This window comes from Kitasatospora sp. UYEF31, assembly GCF_057291755.1.
This window is the reverse complement of the sequence record NZ_JBXAWK010000023.1, coordinates 76,020-92,776: the sequence shown is the minus strand read 5'-3', so window position 1 is coordinate 92,776 and position 16,757 is coordinate 76,020. Positions and strand designations below refer to the sequence as shown.

The following is a 16,757-nucleotide window of genomic DNA, read 5'->3' as shown; positions in this document are numbered from 1 at the left end:
CCGGGGGCCCCCCCTCGGGGGGGGGGGGGGGGGGGGGGGGGGGGGGGGGGGTTTGGGGGGGGGGGGGGGGGGGGGGGGGGCCCCCCCCCCCCCCGCGACCCCACCTGTTGAGCGGTTGTCAGCTGGTGCGGCGCGCGACCAGATCCAAGGCCACGTCGCCGATCAGGTCCTCCTGGCCGCCGACCATGCGCCGGTTGCCGACCTCCACGAGGATGTCGCGGGTGTCGACGCCGTAGCGCTCCGAAGCCTTCTCGGCATGGCGGAGGAAGCTTGAGTACACACCCGCGTAACCGAGGGTGAGGGTTTCGCGGTCCACCCGCACGGGCCGGTCCTGCAACGGCCGTACGAGGTCCTCGGCGGCGTCCATCAGCGGGAACAGGTCGCAGCCGTGCTCCCAGCCCATGAGGTCCGCCACCGCGATGAAGGGTTCGAGCGGCGCGTTGCCCGCGCCGGCGCCCATCCCGGCGAGGGAGGCGTCGACGCGGGTGACGCCGTTCTCCACCGCCACAACGGAGTTCGCCACACCGAGTGCCAGGTTGTGGTGCGCGTGGATGCCGATCTCCGTCGCCGGGTCGATGACGTCGCGGTACGCGCGGGCGCGGTCCCGTACACCGTCCATCGTCAGCCGGCCGCCCGAGTCCACGATGTACACGCAGTTCGCGCCGTAGGACTCCATCAGCCTGGCCTGCTGCGCCAGCGCGGCGGGCTCGCTCATGTGGGACATCATGAGGAACCCCGAGACGTCCATGCCCAGTTCGCGGGCCAGCGCGATGTGCTGCGCGGAGACGTCCGCCTCGGTGCAGTGCGTGGCGATGCGGATCGACTGGACACCCAGGCTGTGCGCGCGCCGCAGGTCCTCGGCGGTGCCGATGCCCGGGAGCAGGAGCGTGGTGAGCTTCGCCGTCGTGATGACGTCGGCCGCGGCCTCCAGCCACTCCCAGTCGGTGTGCGCGCCGGGCCCGTAGGTCAGCGAGCTGCCCGCGAGCCCGTCGCCGTGCGCCACCTCGATGGCGTCGACGCCCGCGGCGTCCAGGGCGGAGGCGATCGTACGGACCTGATCCACGGTGTAGCGGTGCCCGATGGCGTGCATGCCGTCCCGGAGGGTCACGTCCTGGATGTAAAGGCGCGTCATACCGGCAGCTCCTGGGTGGTGGCGATGCGCCCGGCGATCGCTTCGGCCGTACGCAGCGCGGCCGAGGTCATGATGTCGAGGTTTCCCGCGTAGGAGGGCAAGTAGTGTGCCGCGCCCTCGACTTCGAGGAAGACGCTGACCTGGAGGGCGGGCCCGGCGAGCTGCTCGGGCGCGGGGTGGAACTGCACTTCCTGCTTCAGCCGGTAGCCCGGCACGTACTCCTGGACCGTCGCGATCATCGCCTGGACCGAGGCGGTGATCGCGTCGGTGTCGGCGTCGGGCGCGACCAGGCAGTGCACGGTGTCCCGCATCAGCAGCGGCGGTTCGGCCGGGTTGAGCACGATGATGGCCTTGCCGCGCGCCGCGCCGCCGACCGTCTCAAGGGCGCGTGAGGTGGTCTCGGTGAACTCGTCGATGTTCGCGCGGGTGCCCGGCCCTGCCGACTTCGACGCGATGGAGGCGACGATCTCCGCGTAGACGACGGGGGTTACGGCCGAGACCGCCGCCACGATCGGGATCGTGGCCTGGCCGCCGCACGTCACCATGTTGACGTTCTGCGCGTCGAGGTGCTGGTCGAGGTTGACCGGCGGGACGATGTACGGGCCGATCGCGGCGGGCGTCAGGTCGACGAGGCGTTTGCCGAACGGCGCGAGCAGCGCGTTGTTGTGCTTGTGGGCACCGGCCGACGTGGCGTCGAAGACGATGCCGATGTCGTCGAACCCGTCGAGCTTGATGAGCCCTTCGACGCCGTCGGAGACGGTGGGCACCTTGAAGCGGCGGGCCCGGGCGAGGCCGTCGGAATCGGGGTCGATGCCGACCATCGCGCCCATCTCCAACGTCCCGGAACCCCGGATTATTTTGATCATCAGGTCGGTTCCGATGTTGCCGGAACCGATGATGGCGACGTTCGTGCTCATACGGCGGCCTCTGCGGGCGTGAGGTGGAAGAGTTCGGCGGCGTTCCCGCCGAGGATGGAAGCCTTCTGATCCGACGTCAGGTCACTGTCCCGGACCAGCTTTCCGGGCTCCTCCTCGCCGAGCGGGAAGGGGAAGTCCGAGCCGAGCAGCACCCGGTCCGCGCCCATCGTGTCCACGAGCAGGCGCAGCGCGCGCTGGTCGAAGACGGCGGAGTCGACGTGGATGCGGTCGAGGTAGCCCGACGGCGGCAGTTCGCTGGACTTGCGCACGATGTCGCGGCGCTTCCAGGCGTTGTCGGCCCGGCCGAGGAGGTACGGGAAGCTGCCGCCGCCGTGCGCGAAGATGAGCTTCAGCGACGTCGGGAGCTTCTCGAAGGCTCCGGTGAGCATCAGTCGCAGGATCGACAGCTGGGTCTCCGAGGCCATGCCGACCAGCCACGCGAGCATGAAGTCCTGCGACCGCTCGTCGGTGGTCATGTCCCACGGGTGGACGAGGACCGGCACGCCTTCGTGGGCGCAGTGGGTGAGGAACTCGACGACCGCGCCGTCGTCCAGGTCCTGCTTGCCGACGTGGTTGCCGAGGTGGATGCCCCGCGCGCCGGCCCGCACCGCGCGGGTGGCCTCCGTACAGGCGGCTTCGACGTCCTGCAAAGGCACTTGGGCCAGCGGAACCAGGCGGTTCGACGAACAGCCCGCGATCATCCGGTCGTTGACGAACTCGCACCACTCAGCGGCCCGTACGGGATCTTCGGCGTAGCCGAACATCAACGGGGTGCTGGAGACGATCTGGATGTCGACACCGGTGGCGTCCATGTGGGCGAGCCGGGATCCGGCGTCCCACAGGGCGCTGGTGACCGGTCGGTAATCGTGGACGCCCAGCATCATCATGCCGGTGCCGTCGCCGTTGTCCCGCAGCCAGGGCCCTTCGCCGTCGGGGCGGAGCAGCCGCGATTCCTTCGCGGAGACCAGCGGGAAGGCGTGCGCGTGCGTATCGATGACGGGAGTGCTCATGCGGGTTCCTGAGTGCTGGGTCGGAGTTCGTCGGGCCACTGCTTGCCCGGGTGCACGGCTCCGCAGTGACCGCAGGTGCGGGCCTTCTCGTCCTCGTAGAAGGCGGCGAACAGGGGAGGGAGATCGTCGACTATGGACTGGAGCTGCACCTCGGAGCGGTGCACGAGCGCGTCGCACTCCACGCAGTACCACTCGAAGGCGTCCTTGGACCCGGCCGGCCGGGCGAACTCCACAACCAGGCCGATGCTGCCCGGCTCCGGGCGCTGCGGCGAGTGCCGCAGGTGCGCCGGGGCGAGGAAGATGTCGCCCTCGCGGATGGGGATGTCCCGGGGCGGCTGCCCCGGCTCCTCCATCACCCGCAGGACCATGTTCCCCTTGAGCTGGTAGAAGAACTCTTCGATGGGGTCGTCGTGGTAGTCCGTGCGCTGGTTGGGGCCGCCGACGATGGTGACCATCAGGTCGGCGTCCTTCCAGATCTGGACGTTGCCCACCGGCGGCTTGAGCAGGTCGCGGTGCTCGTCGATCCAGGCCTGCAGGTTGAACGCGTTGAGACTCATGCCGGTGACCCCCTAGGCCGGAAGATAAGCGGTCGCGCTGATCTCGATGAGCAGGTGCGGGTGCGGCAGCTGGTGCACGGCGACGGTCGTGCGGGCGGGGCCTGTCTCGTCGAAGTGCTCGGCGTAGACCGCGTTGTAGCCGCCGAAGTCGTTCATGTTGACCAGGTAGGTCGTCACGTTCACGACGTCGGCGAGCGAACCGCCGACGGCCTTGAGCAGGCTGTCGATGTTGGTCAGTACGGCCCGGGTCTGCTCGCGGATGTCGAGGTCGGTGACGCCCATCGGGTCCACCGAGGCCCCGGCGAAGCTCCCGTCGGGACGGCGCGAACTCGTCCCCGAGACGTAGACGAAGTCCCCGGCCCGCTTCAGGTGTGGGAACCTGCCGCGCGGAGTGGCGGCGCCTTCGACGGTGACCGCGCTCATCGGATGCTCACTTCGACCACACCGAGTCCGGCGACGGTCGCCCGGACATGGGATCCGGAGTACAGCGGAACAGCGGCTGTGGCAGCGCCCGCGAGCACGATGTCGCCGGGCCGCAGCGGGGTGTCGGATTCAGCGGCGAGCCGCAGAGCCGCCGCCAGCGCCCGCATCGGATGCCCGAGAATCGCCGCCGTCGAACCTGATTCCCGCACCCTGCCGTCGATTTCGAGCAGCACACCCAGGTTGTCGAGATCCCGGACCGGCTGCCAGGCACCGTGCGCGTAGTGGCTGGATGACGCATTGTCAGCAACGACTTCCGGCAGCGTGAAGCCAAATGCCGTGTACCGGGAGTCGATGATCTCCAGGGCCGGCGCGATGGCCTCCGCCTGCCCGTGGACACCGATGAGGAAGGCGACTTCCGGCTCGATGCGCGGGTGGATCAGCCCGCTGATGTCGAGGGTGGCGCCGTCGGCGACCTCCATCGCGTCGGTCAGCCGGCCGTGGATCTGGTCGGAGATGTTCATCTGGCGCATCTTGGCGGTGCTCGTGAACCCGAGCTTCAGGCCGGTCAGCCGCTCGCCGCGGTCCAGGCGTCGGCCGATCAGGGACTCCTGCACGACGTACGCGTCGGACATCTCCAGACCGGTGGACTTGCCCTCGATCGCCACGGCCTTCAGCGCCGCGTTGTCGAGACGTGCTGCGAAATCCTCGATCATGCCTGCCCACCCTCGCCTGCGAATGCCGCCCGGACGCTGCCGAGACCCTGGATCCGCGCTTCAAAGACGTCACCGGGAAGCGCGGCCACCATCGGGCCCAGCGCCCCGGTCAGTACGGTGTCGCCCGCGCGCAGCGGCTCCCCGATACTGACGAGCATGTCCGCGAGCCACAGCACGGCGTTGAGCGGACTGCCCAGGCAGGCCGCGCCGGTGCCGGTGGACACTTGCTCGCCCTTGCGCTCCATGACCATGCCGGCCGTACGCAGGTCGATGTCCTTCAACAGCACCGGCCGGGTGCCGAGCACGTACAGCGCCGACGAGCCGTTGTCCGCGACCGTGTCGTTCAGCGTGATGTCCCAGTCGCGGATGCGGCTGCCGACGACCTCGATCGACGGCAGCACAAAGGCGGTCGCCCGGATGACGTCGGCGACGGTGTGCCGCTCGTGTGTCAGATCGTGCTCCAGAACGAGTGCGACCTCGGCCTCGGCGCGCGGCTGGAGAACGGAGCCGTACGGGATGTCCGCACCGTCCGGGATCGCCATGTCGTCCAGCAGAGTGCCGAAGTCCGGGCTGTCCACGCCGAGTTGCTTCTGAACCGCAGCCGAGGTGAGGCCGATCTTGCGCCCGACGATCCGGCGTCCGTCCTTCACCCGCGTGTCCGCCCAGTGCTTCTGCACCGCGTACGCGTCGGCCAGGTCCTTGATGAGGTCCCGTACCGGTTCGACGGGAACCCCCGTCCGGCGTGCCTCGGCGAGCCGCTCGGCGGCCTTCAGAACATCAGTCACAGCTGCACGCACACATTCATCGGTTCTGAGAAGAAGTCAAGGGAGTGGTTGCCGCCCTCGCGGCCGATGCCGGAGGACTTCACCCCGCCGAACGGGGTGCGCAGATCGCGCAGGTTCCAGCAGTTCACCCAGGCGATGCCGACGTCCATCTTCGGCGCGACCCGGTTGGCCCGCGCCAGGTCCGTCGTCCAGACCGTGGCGGCCAGGCCGTACTTCGTGCCGTTGGCCAGCCGTACGGCTTCGTCTTCGGTGTCGAACGGCGTCACCCGGCAGACCGGGCCGAAGATCTCCTCCTGGACCACCGCGTGGTCCTCTGGGAGGTCGGCGATGACCGTCGGCTGGACGAAGAAGCCGCCGTCGCGGTCGTCGCCGAACTCCGGGACACCGCCGCCGGTGAGGATCGTGCCGTCGGCCGCGGCCTTGGCGTAGTAACCGAGGACCTTCGCCCGGTGCCCGGCCGAGACCATCGGGCCCAGGTCGACACCGTCATACGGCCGACCCAGTGTCAGCAGCCTTGTCTGACGCACTAGTTCGGCGGTGAACTCGTCGTAGACGGAGCGCTCGACGTACACCCGCTCGGTGCACAGGCAGATCTGCCCGGCATGAGTGAAAGAGGAGCGTACGGTGCCCTTCACCGCAGCCTCCAGATCGGAGTCAGCGAAGACCAGAGCGGCGTTCTTGCCGCCCAGTTCGAAGGACACCGGAGTGAGGTTCGCGGCGGCACTGCGCATGATGACGCGGCCGGTGTGCGATGCGCCCGTGAACGCGATGGCGTCCACACCCTCGTGCGCGGTCAGGTGCGAACCGGTCGATCCGGGGCCGTGCACGAGGTTGAACACACCGGCGGGCAGACCCGCCTCGTGCATCACCTCGGCCAGGAGTGTCGCCGTGGACGGCGTCAGCTCCGAGGGCTTGGCCACGATCGTGTTGCCGGCCGCGAGTGCGGGGGCGACCTTCCAGGTCAGCAGCAGGAGAGGCAGGTTCCACGGGGCGATCACCGCGACGGTGCCGAGCGGCTTGCGCACCGTGTAGTTGAAGGCCTCTGGCGTCCGGTACGACTCCTCGGCCCGGCCGATGGCCAGGTCGGCGTACGCCCGGAAGTTCGCGATGCCACGCGGGACGTCGATGGTGGAGGCCAGTGCGTACGGCTTGCCCGTGTCGGCGGTCTCGGCGGCACAGAAGTCCTCGAACCTGGCCTCGATCCCATCGGCGATGCGCCGCAGGACCGCGCAGCGCCCCGGCACGTCCAGCGCACCCCACGGGCCGGTAAGCGCCTTGTTCGCCGCTCTGACCGCCCGGTCGACCGTTCCGGCGTCGGCGGCGACCGCCTCGCCGTTGACCGCCCCGGTGACCGGGTCGATCAGCGCAAAAGCCGCACCCGACGCGTCGAACCGACCACCTATGTAGTGCTCAGCCCTGCGTAGTGCGCCCATGCGGTCCTGCCTCCTGTGAACTCGGATCTGCTCAGGCTGATTCTGGGGCAGTTTAGGCATGCCGTACCAATACCTGATATGCCGTACGTCATACCTGAACTGCTATAACGTGAGGACTGCGGCATGGACCTGCTCGACGGCCGTCTGAAGTTCCGCCATCTGACCCTGATCGTGGCCATCGCCGAACACGGCGGACTGACCCGGGCTGCCGACGCACTGCACCTCACCCAGCCCGCGGCGACCCGCTCACTGCGCGAACTCGAAACGCTCACCGGGGTGCCGCTCTTCGACCGCGGGCCGCACGGCATGGCTGCGACCCCGTACGGTCACGCCCTGGTCGGGCACGCCCGCGCGGTGCTGGCCGAGGTCAGGCGGGCCGACGACCATCTGACGGGTCTCCGGGCCGGGCAGCTCGGCACGGTGACCGTGGGAACCCTCCTGGCGGGCACCAGCGTGCTGCTGCCGCGCGCTGTGGCGCGGCTCAAAAGGGACCGCCCGGGAGTCACCGTGATCGTCCGCGAGGCGACCCCCGACATACTGCACCCGCAGCTCCTCGCCGGGGAGGTCGACGTCATCGTCGGGCGGCTCAACCCGCCGCCGGAGCCGACCCGGGTCGTGCAGCGCCCGCTTTACAGTGAACCCGTACGCCTTGTCGTCCGGCACGGCCACCCGCTGCTCAACGACGGCCCGCACACGCTCGCGGACACGATCGTGCACCCGTGGATCCTGCCGCTGGAGCAGACCGCACTGCGCAGTGAACTCGCCGAGCACTTCACCCGGCAGGGACTCGCACTGCCCACGAACAGGGTCGAGTGCACCTCGATCCTGACGATGCGCGCACTGTTGTTGGCCACCGACATGATCGCGGCGCTGCCGGAGCTCGTGGCCGTGAGCGACGACCGGCTCGCGGTGCTGCCCGTGCCGCTGGACTCCGTCCGCCGGACGGTCGGCACCACGGTCCTCGCCGACGGAACCCCGACCCCGGCCGTACGGGAGCTCCTCGACTGCCTGGACGCGGAGGCGGTGACGCTCCGGGCCTCGCTGACCGCTGCGGGAAGTGGGTGAAAGAGCGCTACGGGGTGCGGGAGTTCGTGGGCTGGGGCGTGGTTCGTCCGGTTTGGCTGGCTCGGCCGACTTGGCTGGTTTGTCCAACTGATTAGACGGGAGAGATCTGGTGATCATTCCGGACGGATGACCACCAGATCTCTCCCGTCTGTTCAGTTGGTCGATGCGCTCAGCCGGCGTTCTCGGTCAGCGCTCTCAGCCGGTGCTCTCAGTCCACCGCGACGGTCGCGTGGCCGGTCAGCGTGACCGTGCCGTCTTCGAGGGTCACGGTCACGTCGACCCGCGCCAGACCGTCCTCCACCGAAACCACCTTGCCTGTGCAGACCGGCTGCGCGCCCACCGGCGTGATCGCGGTGAAGCGCACCCCGTACGACCGGATCCGCTCCTGCGGCACCCACGCGGTGAGCAGCCGCCCGAGATAGCCCATCGAGAGCATCCCGTGCGCGAACACGTCGTCCATCCCGGCCGCGCGCGCGAAGTCCAGGTCGATGTGGATCGGGTTGTGGTCCCCGGAAGCGCCCGCGTAGAGCGCGAGGGTGCTCCGCCGGACCGGATTGATCTGCAACGCGGGGAGTTTCGCCCCGACCGTCAGGTCGCTCATCTGAATCCCCTCAGCCGTTGCGGACGACGATGATGTTGCGCAGCCCGGCGACCGGCTCGCCGGCCCGGGCCACGTGCGTCGTCCGGACGATGAAGTCCAGCGCGCCGCCCTTCTTGCTGTACGTGTCGGTGACCTCCGAGCTGTACGTCAGCCGGTCGCCCGCGTAGGCCATGGCGTGGTAGGTGAACTCCTGTTCGCCGTGCAGGATCTTCCCGATGTCGATGCCCAGCTCGGTGATCAGGCCGAACGAACCCGAACGGCCTTCCATCTCCAGGCAGAACAGGAACGTCGGCGGTACGGGGACGTCCCGGTGCCCGGCCTTCCGCGCGGCTTCGACGTCGGAGTACACCGGATCGGTCTCGCCGATGGCGTTGGCGAACATCTTCAGCCGGCCGCGTTCCACGTCCACTGTGAACGGCTCAGTCCTGTGCCCTATGACCTTCTTGTCGATCATCGACCCGCCTTCTCCTCGAGGATGACGATCGCTGAAGTCAACGTCGGATCACGTGTCAGCGCAAGGGCGACCGTTCCGTCACCGTCGATTCCCCCGTCGGCACGTTCCTGCGCACCGACGGCTGGACCAAGGGCATGGCCTGGATCAACGGCTTCGCCCTCGGCCGCTTCTGGGAGCGCGGCACACGTGACGTCCACCGACGGGCCGGACCTCTGCTGAGGATTTTTGAACCGGGTGCGGATCTGTCGCACAAGACCCGTACCCGATCCCGGCCCGGACTGCCTGGTGCCGCCGAACAATTCCCAGCGCTCCACCCCCGACCGGGGGCAGAATGCTCCCGATGCCAACCACCCACCACGCCGCCGCACTCGACTCCCTGCGCGGACTCGCCACCGGGGACGCCTTCGGCGCCCAGTTCTTCGTACCCGGCAACCTGCCTCTTCTTCGAATCCGGACGCTGCCGCCACCTGAGTGGCCGTGGACGGACGACACCGAGATGGCCTGTGCTCTGCTGGAACATCTCCGTACGCACGAAACCGTCGTAGCGGACCCGCTCGTCCGGCTGTTCGCCGCACGCCACGACTTCGACCGGGGTTACGGCTGCGCAGGCCGCGCGGTCGGCCACTGTCACACATAGACATCCGGAAGCTGTCGCCGGAGCGACCGCTGTCGCCGTGGGGGCGGCGATCGCCGTGCGCTGCCGTTCTGAGCTTCCGTCAGCTGCCGTGTTTCTGCGGGTGATTCTCGACTACGTCCCGTCGGGACGTGTCCACGACGGCATCGCCGAAGCGTGCGCGCTGGTCGGCCAACCCGTGGAATACGCCGCCCACCGGCTGGGCAACGGCCGCCACGTCAGCGCCGCGGACACGGTCCCGTTCGCGCTGTGGGCCGCGGCCGGGAACCTGGATTCTTTTGAGGAAGCGATGTGGACCACCGCCTCCGCCGGCGGGGATGTCGACACGACGTGCGCGATAGTCGGCGGCATCCTGGGCGCGGCGGGGGCGGTGGACCCTTGGGCGGGGTTCTGTGAGGCTTTGCCCGAGTGCTAGCTGAAGATCAATATGCCGAAGACGGTGGTCATTTTCACCGGAATGACCACCATCTTCGGCATATTGACCATCAGTCAGCGGCGGGACAGGTCAGGCGGAGCACCGCGTCCAGCCCGCAGCACGAGCCGGGCACCGCTCCGGCGGGGAGCACATAGGAACGCAGCCCCGCCGTCGCCGCGCCGCCGTCCTTGGCCGGATGGTCGCCCACCATCAGCGTCTCGGCCGGTTCGACGCCCAGCTCACGGCAGGCGAGCTGGAAGAGCAGCGGGTCGGGCTTCTCCGAGTTGTGCTCGTAGGAGTGCACCCAGGAGGAGATGCACTGGTCGAGCCTGTGGTGGGCGAAGGTTGCCCGTAGATCCCAGCCGACATCGCTGACCACCCCCAACTTGAGGCCGCTCAGGCGCGGGGACTTGAAACAGTGGTCCTGACGCCCGGGACCGACCTGGCGGCGCTGCGTGGCCGTACGCACTTCTACGGTGGCCCGCTGCTCGCCGCGAAAATCCGGGACGACCTCGGACTCATGCTGCTCGAACCGCCGGACGACTGGCTGACGAGGTTTCCGTACGAACTCGTCGGGCGTCGGATCGAGGCCATGTCCTTCGCGGAGGCGCGCCGCCTCAGCACCCCGGTGTTCGTGAAGCCGCCCAGCGACAAGAGCTTCGAAGCCTGCGTCTACGCAGACGGCACACGACTGCCGACGGGACTGCCCGGAGAACTCCCCGTGCTTGTCTCGGGGATCGTCACCTTCACCACGGAGTACCGGCTCTTCCTGCTCGACGGGCAGGTGCACACCGGCTGCCGCTACGCGGTGTTCGGGCGGCTCGATCCCGCACCGCTGGAATCGGATCCGCGACGCCAGGAGATCACCGGCTTTTCCGCCAGAGTTGCCGCATCGCTCCCCAGCGCTGTTGTCCTCGACGTCGGACTGCTCACCGCACCCGATCGCAGCGACGAACAGTGGGCTGTGGTCGAAGCCGACATGGCGTGGTTCAGCAATATCTACGCCGCCGACCCGGCACGGGCGCTGGATGTGGTCCTGCGTTCAGCCGGTCCCGCTTGACCGGCGGCTGGGCAGCGGCTCCGGTGCCGTGTCGTAGTCGTGCCGCGCGGCCTCAACCACAGGCATGTGACTGTGCGACCACGTCACCAGGGTTGCGAACAGCGGGGCCAGGCTGACCCCCAGCTCGCTGATCTCGTACTCCACCCTCGGCGGGACCTCGGGGTAGTAGGTGCGCACGACAAGCCCGTCACGCTCCAGCTGGCGCAGCCGCTGGGTCAGCACCTTGGGCGTGATCGTGCCGATGTTGCGCTGTAGTTCCACAAAGCGCTGCCGGCCGAGTTCGTTGAGCTTCCACAGGATCGGCGACGCCGAGCAAGCCGGCCTGTCGCGCATCGTCGAGAAGAACACCCGCACGCTCGGCAAGCTCGAAACGATCATCGATGCCCTGGAACAGGCCGGACCGCAACAGATCGTGGCTGGCGGAAAGGTGACCGATCTCGATGCCACCGGCTGACAACGCCCGCTTCCTCGTCGAAGCCTCGAAGGCACGCAGCAGACAAGCACGCGAGCAGGCCGAAGAAGCAATCAAGGCAGCAGCCCGCCTCAACGAACGGCCCACCGTCGTCGGCATCGCAAACGCGGCCGGCGTCTCCAGGTCCTGGCTATACACGCAGACCGACCTCATCACCGCGATCAACCAGCTCCAGCAGCGAGCCCCGGCCCCCCACCGCAGCCCCCGGAACGCGGCCAGCGACGCCTCCCTGCACCGAAGGCTGGAGACCGCGCTCGAACGAAACCGGCAACTCCGCGACCAGGTCGCCGACCTCACCCGAAAACTGGAGACCGCCCACGGCGAGATCCACCGGCTCCGCGTGCTGTCGAGTACGCCGGTGGGTGGTGCAAGCAGCTCACGGTGAAACTCTGGCAAAACCGACGACAGCCCGACGCACCGCAGGGCCTGCACCGGCCGCCCTCTACGCTGCCGGTCATGACGCAGAGCCCTGTTGAACTGGTGATCTTCGACTGTGACGGCGTGCTGGTGGACAGCGAGAGGATATGCATCAAAGTAGACGCAATAATCATGGCTGACCTGGGATGCACGTTCACTGAAGCTGAAATCATCGAGCGGTTCGTCGGCTCGTCCACCGAGGTCTACACCGCAGCTGTCGAGGAACGACTCGGGCGGCGCCTGGAGAAGGGCTGGCAGCAGCGATACGAGCATCTCTACGATGCGGCCTTTGAGGCCGAACTGACCGCTGTCGATGGCATCGCTGAGGTTCTGGGGCGCCTCACCACTGCCGTCTGCGTCGCCTCGAACGGTGATCACGCCGGCATTCGTAGAAGCCTGGAAATCGCCGATCTGACGGGCCACTTCAAGGACCACATCTTCAGCGCGGCCGACGTCCGTCGAGGCAAGCCCGCACCGGACCTCTTCCAGCACGCCGCACGTTCCATGGGGGTACGACCCGAGCGGTGCGCGGTGATCGAAGACAGCGCATACGGAGTGCAGGCAGCTCGGGCCGCCGGCATGCGGGCCTTCGGTTACTGCGGTGGTCTCACCCCGGCCTCGCGGCTGGAGGGAGTAGGCACTGTCGTGTTCGACGACATGCGCAACCTGCCCGAACTGCTGGCGACCGCCGCCGTCTGAGTTCGCACTGCCCCTCGCCCAAAACTGCTGAAACGACATGTCCATCTCGCAAAGCAGCACGTCAGACCAGTCCCTGCGATGGGGAGATCGACATAACCTCGAACACCACAAGGTTGCCGCCGAGCTGCGTCGCGATCACTGACGGCCTGTCACCGAAGAGTTCGGTAAGGTCTTTGAGCGGAACCAGGCTCAGTGCACGGCCGTGGCCGACGGGCGTGAGGATCATCCAGACCCAGGGGATCGTCCCGGCGACGGCGGCCGTTTCCGCGACTGAACGACGACGGGCGGTCGCGTACGGAATACCCCTGCGCGTCCGGTGACGTGTCATCAGAACCGCGACCAGCACTGCCAATGGCACCGCTGCCAGGGTCGCCGTCAGTTCCACGCCCCACTGGGACCACACAAGCCTCATGGGCTGGACTCTAGAAGGCCGCCGGGCCTCGTGTGGCGCCCACATGGCGAAGCCCGGGAGCTTTAGCCGGCTCCCGGGCTTCTGAGTGCCACCCAATTGCGCACGCCGGTGCGTTGGTGGACTACGGATCAGTCGTCATGATGCAGTGCTCTGCCATTAAGCGACCGGGCCATGGAGCGGCCCGGGCCGGAGTCGAACCGGCAAACCAACATCGGTAGTCCGTGTCCGGCCGCCCGGCGATCGGCGGCGGATGCTGAATCTGGAGCGGGAGTCTGAGATTTATCGCGGGCTGCCTCTGCCAGTTGGGCTACCCCGGCGGGAAGAAGCCGGGAGCGGGAATCGAACCCGCACTGTCACCACGCTTTGTCACGACAAGCTTCATTTTCAGGTTGTGGCGCTGCTGTGAGCGCCGCCTTCCGCGCTCCCGCGGAAGGTGTCTGTGAGGTTACCCCTGCTGTGGCCCGCTAGCCGAAGAGGTAGCCGAAGACGAGGTCGCCCGTACGCTGGTCGGCGACCTCTGCGCCGTTGGCCTCCTCACGGGCGAACTTCACCGACTGCTGCAACTTCTCCACCCGCTCCAGGATCTCGTTGACCCTGCGGGCCGGCAGCGCGCCGGAGAACTTCACCGTGGTCCAGTAGCCGACCGCAACGTCCTCGAAGTACATCTCGACCTGCGCCGGGTGGTTCTCCGTCGCCTCGGCCTTGATCTGGACCCGGCTGGACTCGGGCGGGAGTTGCTCGCCCTCTTCATCCTTGGCCTGGTAGGTCCGGGACAGCCCGGACAGCAACGCCGTCTTGAGGACCGACTGCTGGGCCTCCGAAAGGCCCTGCGCCGACTTGGACTTGACGCCCTTTTCCACTGCGATGATCTGATTGAGTTTCGCCACGTACGGGACGCTAACAGGCTTAGGGATTGGCCGCACGACTATTCTGACCGATCCTGACAGCCACTTGCCACACTCGGGGTAACTACGTTTGTCCAGTGATCGGTACGGCCACCCGAGGCGGGCGCCGCACCGGACATCCGGGTGGCCCCGCACCTCCCGGGCACCCCCGTGAGGCGACAACCACTGTCGAACAGCGGCAGAATGCACCCGAAACCCACGCAACAGGACGGGAACGCACAGTGTCGGTGTCGGTACAGACGTCCATCCACCAGCGCATCGCCGGAGAACTCGGCGTACGGCAGGGGCAGGTGACCGCAACGGTCGAGCTGCTCGACGGCGGCGCGACCGTGCCGTTCATCGCGCGTTACCGCAAGGAGGTGACCGGCACCCTCGACGACGAACAACTGCGCAACCTCGAGGAACGGCTGCGCTACCTGCGTGAACTGGAGGAGCGCCGGGCGGCCGTACTCGAGTCCATCGAGTCGCAGGGCAAGCTGGACGACGCGCTCAAGGCGCAGATCCTCACAGCGGAGACCAAGTCCCGCCTGGAGGACATCTACCTCCCGTTCAAGCCCAAGCGGCGCACGAAGGCGCAGATCGCCCGCGAGGCCGGTCTCGCCCCGCTGGCCGAGCTGCTGCTCGCGGACAGGTCCAAGGACCCCCAGGCGGAAGCCGCCGCATATCTCAACGAGAACGTCGCAGACGTCACCGCGGCCCTCGACGGTGCGCGGTCCATCCTCGTCGAGAAGTTCGCCGAGGACGCCGACCTCATCGGCGACCTGCGTGAGCGCATGTGGGCCCGCGGCCGCATGACGTCGGCCGTACGGGAAGGGAAGGAGGAGGCCGGCGCCAAGTTCGCCGACTACTTCGACTTCTCCGAGCCCTTCAGCAGGCTCCCGTCGCACCGGGTCCTGGCACTCCTGCGCGGTGAGAAGGAGGACATGCTCACACTCACCCTGGAGCCCGAGGAGGCGCAGGAAGGTCCCAGCAGCTACGAGAAGGCGATCTCCCACCGCTTCGAGATCGCCGACCGCGGCCGGCCCGCCGACCGCTGGCTGCTTGACACCGTCCACTGGGCCTGGCGCACACGAATCCTCGTGCGCCTCGGCATCGACGTCAGGACCCGCCTGCGCCAGGAAGCCGAAGACGAGGCCGTACGGGTCTTCGCCATGAACCTGCGCGACCTGTTGCTCGCCGCACCGGCGGGCACCCGCGCCACCATGGGCCTGGACCCCGGCCTGCGCACAGGTGTCAAAGTCGCTGTGGTCGACGCGACCGGCAAGGCCGTCGCCACCGACGTCATCTACCCGCACGTCCCGGCCAAGCGCTGGGACGAGGCACTCGGCAAACTCGCCGCGCTCGCCAAGGCCCACAACGTGGACCTGATCGCCATCGGCAACGGCACCGCGTCCCGCGAGACCGACAAGCTTGCCGAAGAGCTCATCAAGAAGCACCCGGAGCTCAAGCTCACCCGCGCGATGGTCTCGGAGGCCGGAGCGTCGGTGTACTCCGCCTCGGCCTACGCCACCCAGGAACTCCCCGGCATGGACGTCTCATTGCGCGGCGCGGTCTCCATCGCCCGCCGCCTCCAGGACCCCCTCGCCGAACTTGTGAAGATCGACCCGAAGTCCATCGGCGTCGGGCAGTACCAGCACGACCTCTCCGAACTGAAGCTCTCCCGTTCCCTCGACGCGGTGGTCGAGGACTGCGTGAACGGCGTGGGGGTGGACGTCAACACCGCCTCCGTGCCGCTGCTCACCCGCGTCTCCGGCATCACCACCGGGCTCGCGGAGAACATCGTGGCGCACCGCGACGGCAACGGCCCCTTCCGTACGCGCGAAGCACTCAAGGGTGTCGCGCGCCTCGGCCCCAAGGCGTTCGAGCAGGCCGCCGGGTTCCTCCGCATCCCCGGCGGGGACGACCCGCTGGACGGCTCCAGCGTGCACCCCGAGGCTTATCCGGTGGTCCGGAAGATCGCAGCGGCCAGCGGCGGCGACGTGAAGGCGCTGCTCGGCAACAGCACAACGCTGCGCGGCCTTTCCCCGGCGGACTTCACCGATGAGAAGTTCGGCCTGCCGACCGTCACCGACATCCTCGCCGAGCTGGAGAAGCCCGGCCGCGACCCGCGCCCCGCGTTCAAGACCGCGACCTTCAAGGAGGGCGTGGACGAGATCAAGGACCTGCAGCCCGGGATGCTCCTGGAGGGTGTGGTCACCAACGTGGCCGCGTTCGGCGCGTTCGTGGACGTCGGCGTGCACCAGGACGGGCTGGTGCACATCTCCGCACTGTCGAAGAACTACGTCAGCGACCCGCACGACGTCGTGAAGTCCGGCGATGTGGTCAAGGTGAAGGTCCTGGAGATCGACGTGCCGCGCAAGCGGATCTCGCTGACGCTGCGCCTGGACGATGAAGTGGGCGCGACCTCAGGCGGTGGGAAGCGCGCCGGGGGGAGTGACCGGGGCGGTCAGCAGCGCGACAGCGGCGGCACCGGCGGCGGCGACATGCCCCGCCAGGACCGCGGCCGCCAGGGCGCACCGCGACAGGGCGCACCGCGCCAGGGCGGCGGCCGTCCGGCTCCCGCCTCCGAACCCGCGAACACGGCACTCGCCGACGCGCTCCGCAGAGCAGGTCTCGGCACATAGCCGGAGTGGCGGTCCTGGGATTTGCGGGC

The 16,757-nt window shown here is 68.3% G+C and carries 20 protein-coding genes, 2 tRNA genes and 3 pseudogenes; 9 read left to right on the top strand and 16 right to left on the bottom strand.

Going from position 1 to position 16,757, the window contains the following annotated elements; translation table 11 throughout:
* Positions 1-118 precede the first annotated feature (118 nt).
* From dmpG to AC0Z36_RS14325, 8 genes are read right to left on the bottom strand one after another with little or no spacing between them, the layout of a single operon-like run.
* Positions 119-1,132, bottom strand: coding sequence for a 4-hydroxy-2-oxovalerate aldolase (gene dmpG, locus AC0Z36_RS14360; protein ID WP_485463227.1), 1,014 nt, complete (start codon positions 1,130-1,132; stop codon positions 119-121).
* A complete protein-coding gene (locus AC0Z36_RS14355; protein ID WP_485463226.1) occupies positions 1,129-2,049 on the bottom strand; it encodes an acetaldehyde dehydrogenase (acetylating) in 921 nt (306 codons plus the stop codon). The genes dmpG and AC0Z36_RS14355 overlap by 4 nt, the downstream gene beginning before the upstream one ends.
* A complete protein-coding gene (locus AC0Z36_RS14350) occupies positions 2,046-3,059 on the bottom strand; it encodes an amidohydrolase family protein (RefSeq protein WP_485463225.1) in 1,014 nt (337 codons plus the stop codon). The genes AC0Z36_RS14355 and AC0Z36_RS14350 overlap by 4 nt, the downstream gene beginning before the upstream one ends.
* Positions 3,056-3,616, bottom strand: coding sequence for a 3-hydroxyanthranilate 3,4-dioxygenase (locus AC0Z36_RS14345; protein WP_485463224.1), 561 nt, complete (start codon positions 3,614-3,616; stop codon positions 3,056-3,058). The genes AC0Z36_RS14350 and AC0Z36_RS14345 overlap by 4 nt, the downstream gene beginning before the upstream one ends.
* 12 nt (positions 3,617-3,628) lie before the next feature.
* Entirely contained in the window at positions 3,629-4,039 is a 411-nt protein-coding gene (locus AC0Z36_RS14340) for a RidA family protein (RefSeq protein WP_485463223.1), read from the bottom strand.
* Positions 4,036-4,752, bottom strand: coding sequence for a 2-keto-4-pentenoate hydratase (locus AC0Z36_RS14335; protein ID WP_485463222.1), 717 nt, complete (start codon positions 4,750-4,752; stop codon positions 4,036-4,038). Before AC0Z36_RS14335 ends, AC0Z36_RS14340 begins: the two co-directional genes overlap by 4 nt.
* Complete coding sequence (locus AC0Z36_RS14330; protein WP_485463221.1) at positions 4,749-5,537, bottom strand: 2-keto-4-pentenoate hydratase; 789 nt, start codon at positions 5,535-5,537, stop codon at positions 4,749-4,751. Before AC0Z36_RS14330 ends, AC0Z36_RS14335 begins: the two co-directional genes overlap by 4 nt.
* Entirely contained in the window at positions 5,534-6,970 is a 1,437-nt protein-coding gene (locus AC0Z36_RS14325) for a 2-hydroxymuconic semialdehyde dehydrogenase (RefSeq protein WP_485463220.1), read from the bottom strand. The genes AC0Z36_RS14330 and AC0Z36_RS14325 overlap by 4 nt, the downstream gene beginning before the upstream one ends.
* 123 nt (positions 6,971-7,093) lie before the next feature.
* Here AC0Z36_RS14325 and AC0Z36_RS14320 point away from each other — a divergent pair, with 123 nt between their 5' ends.
* Positions 7,094-8,035 (top strand): LysR substrate-binding domain-containing protein, encoded by a 942-nt coding sequence (locus tag AC0Z36_RS14320; RefSeq protein WP_485463219.1) that lies wholly within the window; start codon positions 7,094-7,096, stop codon positions 8,033-8,035.
* Positions 8,036-8,243: 208 nt separating this feature from the next.
* On the opposite strand, the gene AC0Z36_RS14315 is transcribed toward AC0Z36_RS14320, so the two are convergent.
* Together AC0Z36_RS14315 and AC0Z36_RS14310 are read right to left on the bottom strand one after the other, a co-directional pair.
* Positions 8,244-8,636 (bottom strand): MaoC/PaaZ C-terminal domain-containing protein, encoded by a 393-nt coding sequence (locus tag AC0Z36_RS14315; protein ID WP_485463218.1) that lies wholly within the window; start codon positions 8,634-8,636, stop codon positions 8,244-8,246.
* A gap of 10 nt (positions 8,637-8,646) precedes the next feature.
* Positions 8,647-9,090 carry a MaoC family dehydratase N-terminal domain-containing protein gene (locus tag AC0Z36_RS14310; protein WP_485463217.1) on the bottom strand — a complete coding sequence of 148 codons (444 nt, stop codon included), beginning with the start codon at positions 9,088-9,090 and terminating at the stop codon, positions 8,647-8,649.
* 47 nt (positions 9,091-9,137) lie between these two features.
* On the opposite strand from AC0Z36_RS14310, the pseudogene AC0Z36_RS14305 reads away from it, so the two are divergent.
* The 3 genes and pseudogenes from AC0Z36_RS14305 to AC0Z36_RS14295 all read left to right on the top strand — a co-directional run.
* Positions 9,138-9,299 (top strand): annotated as a pseudogene (locus tag AC0Z36_RS14305) (hypothetical protein); the annotation flags it as partial.
* Positions 9,300-9,430: 131 nt separating this feature from the next.
* Entirely contained in the window at positions 9,431-9,727 is a 297-nt protein-coding gene (locus AC0Z36_RS14300; RefSeq protein WP_485463216.1) for an ADP-ribosylglycohydrolase family protein, read from the top strand.
* A 19-nt stretch (positions 9,728-9,746) separates the two neighbouring features.
* Positions 9,747-10,139 (top strand): annotated as a pseudogene (locus AC0Z36_RS14295) (ADP-ribosylglycohydrolase family protein); the annotation flags it as partial.
* 70 nt (positions 10,140-10,209) lie between these two features.
* On the opposite strand, the pseudogene AC0Z36_RS14290 reads toward AC0Z36_RS14295, so the two are convergent.
* A pseudogene (locus AC0Z36_RS14290) lies at positions 10,210-10,680 on the bottom strand (HAD family hydrolase); the annotation flags it as partial.
* Here AC0Z36_RS14290 and AC0Z36_RS14285 point away from each other — a divergent pair.
* Complete coding sequence (locus AC0Z36_RS14285; protein ID WP_485463232.1) at positions 10,564-11,199, top strand: ATP-grasp domain-containing protein; 636 nt, start codon at positions 10,564-10,566, stop codon at positions 11,197-11,199. The pseudogene AC0Z36_RS14290 and the gene AC0Z36_RS14285 sit on opposite strands and share 117 nt — an antisense overlap.
* Here the strand turns inward: AC0Z36_RS14285 and AC0Z36_RS14280 are convergent.
* On the bottom strand, positions 11,182-11,532 hold the full coding sequence (locus AC0Z36_RS14280) for a winged helix-turn-helix transcriptional regulator (RefSeq protein WP_485463231.1): 351 nt from the start codon (positions 11,530-11,532) through the stop codon (positions 11,182-11,184). The two genes, AC0Z36_RS14285 and AC0Z36_RS14280, sit on opposite strands and share 18 nt — an antisense overlap.
* On the opposite strand from AC0Z36_RS14280, the gene AC0Z36_RS14275 reads away from it, so the two are divergent.
* The 3 genes from AC0Z36_RS14275 (at position 11,483) to AC0Z36_RS14265 (ending at position 12,787) form a co-directional block, all read left to right on the top strand.
* On the top strand, positions 11,483-11,653 hold the full coding sequence (locus tag AC0Z36_RS14275; protein WP_485463233.1) for a hypothetical protein: 171 nt from the start codon (positions 11,483-11,485) through the stop codon (positions 11,651-11,653). The two genes, AC0Z36_RS14280 and AC0Z36_RS14275, sit on opposite strands and share 50 nt — an antisense overlap.
* Positions 11,640-12,056, top strand: a complete 417-nt coding sequence (locus AC0Z36_RS14270) for a DUF6262 family protein (RefSeq protein ID WP_485463215.1) — start codon at positions 11,640-11,642, stop codon at positions 12,054-12,056. Before AC0Z36_RS14275 ends, AC0Z36_RS14270 begins: the two co-directional genes overlap by 14 nt.
* Before the next feature lie 71 nt (positions 12,057-12,127).
* Positions 12,128-12,787, top strand: a complete 660-nt coding sequence (locus tag AC0Z36_RS14265; RefSeq protein ID WP_485463214.1) for an HAD family hydrolase — start codon at positions 12,128-12,130, stop codon at positions 12,785-12,787.
* A 61-nt stretch (positions 12,788-12,848) separates the two neighbouring features.
* Here AC0Z36_RS14265 and AC0Z36_RS14260 read toward each other — a convergent pair whose 3' ends face one another.
* The 4 genes from AC0Z36_RS14260 to AC0Z36_RS14245 all read right to left on the bottom strand — a co-directional run bounded on the left by AC0Z36_RS14260 (position 12,849) and on the right by AC0Z36_RS14245 (position 14,086).
* Entirely contained in the window at positions 12,849-13,172 is a 324-nt protein-coding gene (locus AC0Z36_RS14260; protein WP_485463213.1) for a hypothetical protein, read from the bottom strand.
* Between the two features lie 199 nt (positions 13,173-13,371).
* Positions 13,372-13,511: transfer RNA gene (locus AC0Z36_RS14255), tRNA-Pro, on the bottom strand.
* 12 nt (positions 13,512-13,523) lie between these two features.
* Positions 13,524-13,654: transfer RNA gene (locus AC0Z36_RS14250), tRNA-OTHER, on the bottom strand.
* Positions 13,655-13,663: 9 nt separating this feature from the next.
* The gene (locus AC0Z36_RS14245; protein ID WP_485463212.1) at positions 13,664-14,086 is read right to left on the bottom strand and encodes a DUF7873 family protein; all 423 of its coding nucleotides are present in this window, start codon (positions 14,084-14,086) and stop codon (positions 13,664-13,666) included.
* Between the two features lie 245 nt (positions 14,087-14,331).
* Here AC0Z36_RS14245 and AC0Z36_RS14240 point away from each other — a divergent pair, with 245 nt between their 5' ends.
* Positions 14,332-16,728, top strand: a complete 2,397-nt coding sequence (locus AC0Z36_RS14240) for a Tex family protein (protein WP_485463230.1) — start codon at positions 14,332-14,334, stop codon at positions 16,726-16,728.
* Positions 16,729-16,757: the final 29 nt, after the last annotated feature.